At 54.1% G+C, this 8,098-nt stretch carries 3 protein-coding genes and 2 pseudogenes; 2 read left to right on the top strand and 3 right to left on the bottom strand.

Annotated features, from left to right (window positions below; all coding sequences use genetic code 11):
* Nucleotides 1–171 precede the first annotated feature (171 nt).
* Nucleotides 172–1,180, top strand: a pseudogene (locus ACSZO4_RS02445) (efflux RND transporter periplasmic adaptor subunit).
* A pseudogene (locus tag ACSZO4_RS02440) lies at nucleotides 1,180–4,236 on the top strand (efflux RND transporter permease subunit). The pseudogenes ACSZO4_RS02445 and ACSZO4_RS02440 overlap by 1 nt, the downstream one beginning before the upstream one ends.
* A gap of 69 nt (nucleotides 4,237–4,305) precedes the next feature.
* On the opposite strand, the gene pagP reads toward ACSZO4_RS02440, so the two are convergent.
* From pagP to ACSZO4_RS02425, 3 genes are all read right to left on the bottom strand, one after another.
* The gene (gene pagP, locus ACSZO4_RS02435) at nucleotides 4,306–4,863 is read right to left on the bottom strand and encodes a lipid IV(A) palmitoyltransferase PagP (protein ID WP_437887243.1); all 558 of its coding nucleotides are present in this window, start codon (nucleotides 4,861–4,863) and stop codon (nucleotides 4,306–4,308) included.
* Nucleotides 4,864–4,987: 124 nt separating this feature from the next.
* Nucleotides 4,988–6,526, bottom strand: coding sequence for an alpha/beta hydrolase (locus ACSZO4_RS02430; protein ID WP_437887242.1), 1,539 nt, complete (start codon nucleotides 6,524–6,526; stop codon nucleotides 4,988–4,990).
* 336 nt (nucleotides 6,527–6,862) lie between these two features.
* A complete protein-coding gene (locus tag ACSZO4_RS02425) occupies nucleotides 6,863–8,038 on the bottom strand; it encodes a YncE family protein (RefSeq protein ID WP_437887241.1) in 1,176 nt (391 codons plus the stop codon).
* Between the last annotated feature and the right edge of the window lie 60 nt (nucleotides 8,039–8,098).

Below are 8,098 nucleotides of genomic sequence, written 5' to 3'. Positions count from 1 at the left end.
TGGCCGGAATAGCGTAAATAATGTGCAAAATGAGGGTATTCTTTGCCATTCATAGAATAATCGAGAGCAAATATTCACCAGAAAAAAGTGATCGTATACGTCTTACAGAGAGATCATACAGCTCAGCTAAGGTAAGGCTAATACAGATAAGGACTCCACTGAACCCCACCGATTAAATCGCACCTTCCAAAAGTTTCGGAAGTTGCTGCTATTGGCGATACACAACAACGTGTTTTCCCCGCTCGTATCGAATCCGGGGACGCCACCGATTTATCATTTAAGCGCGGCGGACGAATTGAATCCCTTGAGGTCCGCCAGGGCGGCAAATATCACCCAGGGGCAGATACTGGCAAGGCTGAATGCGCAGGAAGCGCAGCAGCGCTTAAACGAACGACAGGCCGCGGCAACGCTTGCCCAGCGCCAGTTCGACCGTTTCCAGACCCTGGCTGGCCGCCAGGCGATTTCACAGGCTGAGATGGACGTTCAGCGTGCCAGTCGCGACAGCGCAAATGCGGCACTTAAAATCGCCCGCGAAGAGCGGGAACATATGACACTCACCGCGCCGTTCAGCGGCGTTGCAGCCAGTGTCCCGGTCCGTAACCACCAGGTTATCGCCGCCGGGCAGCCGGTAGTCACCCTGACACGCACCGACGTGCTCGATGTGGTGTTTAACGTTCCGGAAAACCTGTTCACCGCCCTTGATATTCGCAACGCGAAATACCGGCCGCGAGTCACAATAAACAGCATGCCGGACCGCCAGTTCACGGCGGAGTATAAAGAACATACCGGCAGCAGCGACAGCAGCACCCTGACCTGGCAGGTTATTCTGACCATGCCGCGCCCGGCTGATTTCCCTTCGGTGGGGGGCGTCAGCGGGACCGTCACCATTAATCCTGGCAACCTGCCTGCCAGTTCAGGCGACAATGCGCTGGTCGTGCCGGTTGAAGCGGTCTTTAATCCTGATAACAGCCAGCGTAATGAACCTCACGTATGGGTGGTGAAAGGGGACGGCGACCAGCTTTATCTTGAGGACAGAAAGGTCGCCGTCGGCCAGGTTACCCGCCAGGGGGTGGTGATTACTCAGGGGCTAAATCAGGGTGAACGCGTGGTGGCCGCCGGAGTAAGTGAACTGCATGCCCGGCAACCCGTACGTATCTGGACCCGCGAGCGAGGCCTGTAATGGATATTTCCCGCCAGTTTATTAACAATCCTGTCCGCGTCTGGCTGACCATTTTGCTGCTTGGCATCGGCGGCATCTTCGCCCTGCTCAATATCGGTCGCCTTGAAGATCCGGCTTTTACCATCAAAACCGCGGTGATCGTGACCCATTATCCAGGAGCCTCGGCTCAGCAGGTCGAGGAGGAAGTGACGCTGCCGCTGGAAAATGCCCTGCAGCAACTGCCTTCTCTGGACAATGTCAGTTCTATTTCATCCAACGGCCTGTCGCAGATTACCGTCAATATTGCCTCGCACTATCACTCCCGTGAACTGCCGCAAATCTGGGATGAGCTGCGCCGCCGGGTGGGAGATGCCGCCCGGCTTTTCCCGCCCGGCGTGGCAGCTCCCTTTGTGAATGACGATTTCGGCGATGTATTTGGCTTCTTCTTTGCCATTTCCGGCGATGACTTTACCAATCCTGAGCTGGTGCGTTACGCCGAACAACTGCGCCGCGAACTGGTGCTGATCCCAGGGGTCGGCAAAGTGGCGATTGGCGGGGCAATCCCCCAGCAGATCAATATCGATATCTCGCTGGCCAAAATGAGCGCCAGGGGCATTACGCTCAACCAGCTCTCCGCCATTCTCAGCCGTTTAAACGTGGTCTCTAACGCCGGTGACATTAAATCCGGCAGCGAATCGATTCGCCTGCATCCCACCGGGGAATTTAACAATATTGATGAACTGAGCGAGCTGTGAGTCAGCCCGCACGGCAGCGGAACGGCTACACGATTACGTGATATCGCCACAATCTCGCGTGGGCTTAGCGAATCCCCTGCCAGTATTTATCATGCCAACGGCCGCCAGGCAGTGACGATGGGCGTTTCGTTTGTTTCCGGGATCAACGTCATTGACGTCGGCGATGCGCTAAAAGCCAGACTGGATCAGATGTCAGCGGAAAAACCCGCCGGGATCCACATCGATCTGTTCTACAACCAGGCTCAGGAAGTCGCCCTCTCGGTAAACGGTTTTATCACTAACTTTTTGATGGCTCTGGCGATCGTCGTCGGGGTGTTGCTCTGTTTTATGGGCGTGCGCAGCGGCATCATTATTGCTCTCTCACTGGCACTCAACGTGCTGGGTACGCTGCTTATCATGTACCTGTGGGGGATAGAGCTGCAGCGGATTTCGCTGGGGGCGCTGATTATTGCCCTGAGTATGCTGGTCGATAACGCGATTGTTATCGTTGAAGGCGCGCTGATCGCCCGCCAACGGGGCTCAACGCTTCTCACCGCCATCAATCATGTGATCCGCCGCTCCGCGCTGCCGCTGCTCGGCGCAACGATTATCGCGATCCTCGCCTTTGCTCCCATTGGCCTGTCTCAGGACTCAACGGGGGAGTACTGCAAATCGCTGTTCCAGGTGCTGCTCATTTCACTGATGCTGAGCTGGTTCTCCGCACTCACCATTACCCCGGTGCTGATTAAATGGGGGCTGTTTAAAGGGCAATCACCCGCGAAGAGTCAGGATGCCGACCCTTACGGTGGCCGCTTTTATCGCATCTATCAGCAGATTCTGCGCGCCTTACTGCGACGTAAAACACTCACCCTGACTCTGATGGCGGCCCTGCTGGCTGCCGCAATCTGGGGATTCGGCTCGGTGCGGCAGAACTTTTTCCCCTCATCAAACACGCCCATTTTCTTTGTTGACCTCTGGCTTCCTTACGGCACCGACATTGCGACAACAGAAAAGCTGACCAGTGAGATCGAGACCGACATTAACAGCCGACCCGGCGTCACCACCACGGTGGCAACCGTTGGTCAGGGCAGCATGCGTTTTATCCTCACTTACAGTGGCCAGCGCCAGTACAGCAACTACGCGCAAATAATGGTACGGATGGATGATCCGCGCAGTATTTCGGCTCTCGCCGGAGAGGTTGAGACCTGGATTGCGCGTCACTATCCGCAGATTAATGCCAGCACAAAACGGGTGATGTTTGGCCCTTCCGGCGACAGTGCAATTGAAGTGCGTATCAAAGGCCCCGATCCGGACCGGCTAAGGCAACTGGCAAGCCAGGTGAGCGATATTCTTACGGCGGATCCGGCCACCGACCGCGTGCGACACGACTGGCAAAACCGCAGCAAGGTGATCCGCCCGCAATATTCTCCGGCCCTGGGCCGTGAGCTGGGGGTGGATAAACAGGATGTCGATAACGCGCTGGAGATGAACTTTTCCGGTAGCCGCGCCGGACTCTACCGCGAAGGGGCAGACCTGTTGCCGGTTGTTGTACGACCGCCCGCCGCTGAGCGCCAGGACGCCAACCATCTTAATAATGTGCTGATCTGGAGCCAGAATCGTCAGCAGTACATTCCGCTCAGCAATGTGGTCAGCCGTTTTAGCCTCGAGTGGGAAGATCCGCTCATTCTGCGCCGGGATCGCAGCCGCGTGTTGACGGTTCAGACCGATCCCAGCCCGCAGAGCGGCCAGACCGCCGGCGATATTCTGGCTCGGGTTAAACCGCGAATCGATGCGCTGGCTCTGCCCCACGGCTACAGCATTGAATGGGGAGGCGATGCAGAAAACTCCAGCGAAGCGCAGCGAGGGCTGTTCAGCACCCTGCCGCTGGGCTATCTGGTGATGTTTGTGATCACCGTGCTGATGTTCAGTTCGTTAAAGAATGTGGTCACTATCTGGCTGACGGTGCCGCTGGCGCTGATTGGCGTAACGACAGGCTTTTTACTGACCGGGATACCGTTCGGATTTATGGCCCTGATCGGTTTACTTAGCCTGAGCGGCATGCTGATCCGAAATGGCATTGTGCTGGTTGAAGAAATTGAGCAGCAAAAACAGGAAAAGCCCCAACAGGAGGCCATTGTTTATGCCGCAACGTCGCGTCTGCGGCCCATTCTGTTGACAGCGTTTACTACCGTGCTGGGTCTGGCGCCTTTGTTGTCAGATGTCTTTTTCCAGAGCATGGCGGTGGTGATTATGTTTGGCCTGGGCTTTGCCACCCTGCTGACTCTGCTGGTACTGCCGGTGATTTATGCCTGCTTTCACCGTACGGAAATGCCAAAAGGATGATGGGTAAAAACGGAGGAATTTACTGACTCGCACGACGGCAGGCAATCATTTTGCCTGCCGCTCGCGGATTTAAAAGCCGTAACGCACCCAGGCAAACAGCACATTACCGTTATTGTAGGTACCAGGAATATATGTGAACTGCATCGTCAGACGACGATAGCTGGCGGAAAAGAGCGGTAACACAATCGGCAACGGCACATAGTTGGCAAAGTCATCGCGGGCGGTGATCCCGGCTGTAAAACCAAGACCGAGGCGGAAATCGCGATTGCTGTCCAGATACCAGCCTTTCTCCCAGCCGTAGCCAACTATCGGCTGCCACATATTATGCGAATCCTTGAACATCATCGCGTACAGAGAGCTCCAGTTGCCCTCTTCGTTGTATCGTGAAATACCGAAGCCGCCGCCCCAGGGCATCTCATTGTAGTTATCCGTCTTCTCTTTGTCGTAAGTCAGACGGTTATGCCAGCTAAGGTACGGCATATACAGATCGTAGTTTTGCGGCTGGTTCCAGGTTTCTGAAACATCGCTCTTCAACCAGTTCCACCATTCGCTGATACGTTTTTCACCGTAGATTTTCGAATCAGCATGGGCGGCAGAGGAGAGTATTAACACCGCTCCCCACATCATCCGCAGATAAAGACGCATTATATATTCCTTCAAGAGATCGCCCGTTATTCATTGAATTTGTGAATAGAAATTTGGGCAGTGTAAATATCGGCAGGATGAGACCCGCCACCAGATAGAGATTTTGTTATTCCGGGCTTATAGCAGGAGCAAGCCGCAGGCAGGCCGCCACATCGGGTTGCTCACTACAGGCAATATGACTGCCTGTTCGCGCCATCATCCAGGAGAAAAAGGGGTTGGAAGTCACACGCATCAGCGTGTCCATCCCGACACTGAGCGTTGAGGTTTCACCACGCAGCGAAATAGTGCCAATGCTAATACCGTAGAGATCTCTGGCCGCCGGATCCCGTCCGTACAGCGAGTCGGTCAACGGGAACGGCACCGCCACATGCGACAGCGAATACATATCCGCAGGCCAGGCAATATGCAGTGGCGTCACCGTTTCTTTGTGTCCGAAGGCCATTGTGGTTCGGGCTACCGTGTCATAGCTGTCTGCGGCGGCATTCGTGATAACGGTGGTGGCATAAGGACGCGGAGTTGCCGGTAATAATGTATCCAGCGCTGAGTAAGCTGCCGGGCGCAGAAGCGCGCCCATACTGGCCGCCTGGTTAATATCAAATACCACCAGCTCGCTGCCGTTATCCGGCAGATAGCGATAGAACGACTCCACCACCGCCCGGGCGCTGACGGTTGAGTCCATCACCGACTGGAAGGTTAAGACCGGCGCTAAATCAGCAAGGCGCTGACGCCTGGCGGCCGCGACAATCTGTTGCTGCAGCTCCTGAGAGAGCAACCATGACTGCCGTGCCGCCTTAACCGGAAACGAATTGTATTTATAAGGGTTGAACTCCGGGGTGATATTCAGCCAGGCGGCGCGGGAAAAGGCAGGAAAAATGGCGGGCAGCCCGGCCAACCCGGCAAAACGGGCAAAGGCAGTGACTCCGATCATCGGAGACAGCAGGATGACCTGCTGAGGCTGGCGCAACGATTTATCGTCCAGGCTATCAAGGGCATATTTCAGCGCCAGCGCCCCACCATTGGAGTAACCCACAACATGCAGCGGCGCATCGCGACCTGCCAGCCTGGACGCCTCACGCACCGCCAGTCGGCTGGCCGCAATCCACTGCGACCGGTCAACCACCGTTAATGAACCCGGCGCCGTACCGTGCCCCGGCAAGCGAGGCACCACGGCGACAAATCCCTGTTGCTGATATTGCTCAGCCATGTAATGGACACTGTAGGGAGAATCCGTCAGACCATGGAGCAGCACGACCGCACCACGGGGTTTGCCTTGCGGCAGCAGAATAAAAGAGCGATTCCAGTCCGGTTGAAACTGTGGCGGATAAACCCGGCTTTGGGCGTAAAAGCGGTTGAGCGGCGTTTTTTCGTCGTCACTCAGCCTGTCAGTAACATGACTTTTCAGCTCACGGAAAATCGTGTTTTCCCGTGCAAGGTAATCAGCAAAGGTCGCATTCGCTATTTCGCTGGCGGTCATTTCGTCTGCGCTCCAGGTATGCCAGACCTGCAATGCCGGACCCCGTTGCGACTCGTAAATACGGCCAATAAAAAAGACAATAGCAATCACCACCAGGCCAGTAACGACCTTTCTCACCAGAGAGATCAGCCTGTTGTCCGATCTCTTCAGAAATTGGGTAAAACGCAGCATTGCCATAGTTATGTCCGTAATATCTCTTTGTACACCGAATCGCCAGGTTAACTTGCGCGGGAGTGTAACAAAGGGAAGATAAACGAATGTGTAACTGGCCATTTGTATTCATGCGAGTTATGTATCGCACAAAAATCAAAAAGTCAGAATTTATCACTACAAAATAATTACTTTTCTGGTCAAATGCAGGCGTGCAAAATCAAGCGATGCAAGGCGCTAAAAGTGTGGGAGACATCAACAGATGGTAGCCGAAAGATGTCGATCATGGCGGAGAGATGATGAGGAATAATTGCCTGGTGGCTCTCCTGAACATTCAGGAGAACCACCACTAACCTATCAGGACTTCTTCAGATCAATACGTAAGATGCGTTCTTTTGCCCCTTCAACAAACACATCCGGATCCCAGTCGCGGTTAAAGCCTTCTTTAATGCCGACATACAGGGTATCCATATCCTCTGACAACGCCATCTGGTTCGGGTAGACCGGCATATGGAATTCGCGCGTGACGCTGTATTTCGTGGCATCCACTACGCTGATGGTGCCGCTGGTAAAGTTAGTGACATACAGCTCGTTATATTTCGGGTTGTATTTCACCGCGTTGGTTCCGGCGCCGGTATGAACATAGCCCAGTTGTTTACCGTCGCGCAGATCAAAGATATAGAGCCCGTCATGAGTACCGGCCCTGTCGTCATGATCAAAGACCACCACAAACGCGCGCTGAGAATCAGAGTCCACCGCCAGGTTCTGCACGCTGGTTATTTGCGGCTGCGGATCTTTTAAGGTAATAGTGCGCAGCAGGCTCTGCTTTTTGGCATCGATCTCATTGATATAGTCTTTGCCGCCAACGTAGATCTTCTGTGTTTTATCATCGAGGGTCAGTCCGTAAGCCGTGCCTTTATAGGCCTCTTTGACTTCTCCTTTTAAGGCCAGCGTCGTGCCGTCGAGCATCAGCAATTTATGCAGCGGCTTCATACCCTCGCTGGTTTTCAGCATATTGCTGTAGCTGACAAACAGGGTGTCAGCATCTTTGCTGTACACCATATGACGCAGATGCTCAAAACGTGAATCAGCGGAGTTGGCCTCTTTAAAGCTTAGCTTCTCGCTGGTTTTGCTCAGTTTGCCACTGGTGGTATCAAGCATGCTGATGCGCAGAGAAGCAGACTGCGTATGGCCAATATACAGCTGATGTTTTTCCTGATTCATCGCCAGAGAAAAGGCGCGATACGGCATATCGTCGCGTTTTTCAATTTTCAATGAGTCCGGATTGAAGGTGTATAAATAGCCTTTGTTGGCTTCACGATTCACGCGATCGGTCACCGCCGCGAACACCTTCTTGTTGGCGTTATCAAACGCCAGCTCATAAATACCTTCATCCGCATCCTGAAGATAGTTGGTCTTCAGGGCAAAACGCGAAAGCTCACGCTGCGGCGGATCGATGGCCAGCGCCTGGGTCGACAACAGCCCGGCAATTAACAAGCATCCCAGTTGCTTAGAAAGAGTGAAGCGATTCATTTTTCATTCCTGCTATTAAGAGTAAGTAAAGGGATGAGGCGCCACACCCCATCCCTGTAG

Origin of the sequence: Phytobacter sp. V91 (assembly GCF_965644225.1) — a bacterium.
Taxonomy (GTDB): domain Bacteria; phylum Pseudomonadota; class Gammaproteobacteria; order Enterobacterales; family Enterobacteriaceae; genus CBFFRJ01.
The sequence above is the reverse complement of the archived record's forward strand: the minus strand, read 5'-3'. Positions and strand labels throughout refer to the sequence as shown.

Coding starts and splice junctions, on each gene's coding strand:
- pagP (WP_437887243.1), bottom strand. CDS start 4,863: ATGATGTGGGGAGCGGTGTTAATACTCTCCTCTGCCGCCCATGCTGAT.
- ACSZO4_RS02430 (WP_437887242.1), bottom strand. CDS start 6,526: ATGCTGCGTTTTACCCAATTTCTGAAGAGATCGGACAACAGGCTGATC.
- ACSZO4_RS02425 (WP_437887241.1), bottom strand. CDS start 8,038: ATGAATCGCTTCACTCTTTCTAAGCAACTGGGATGCTTGTTAATTGCC.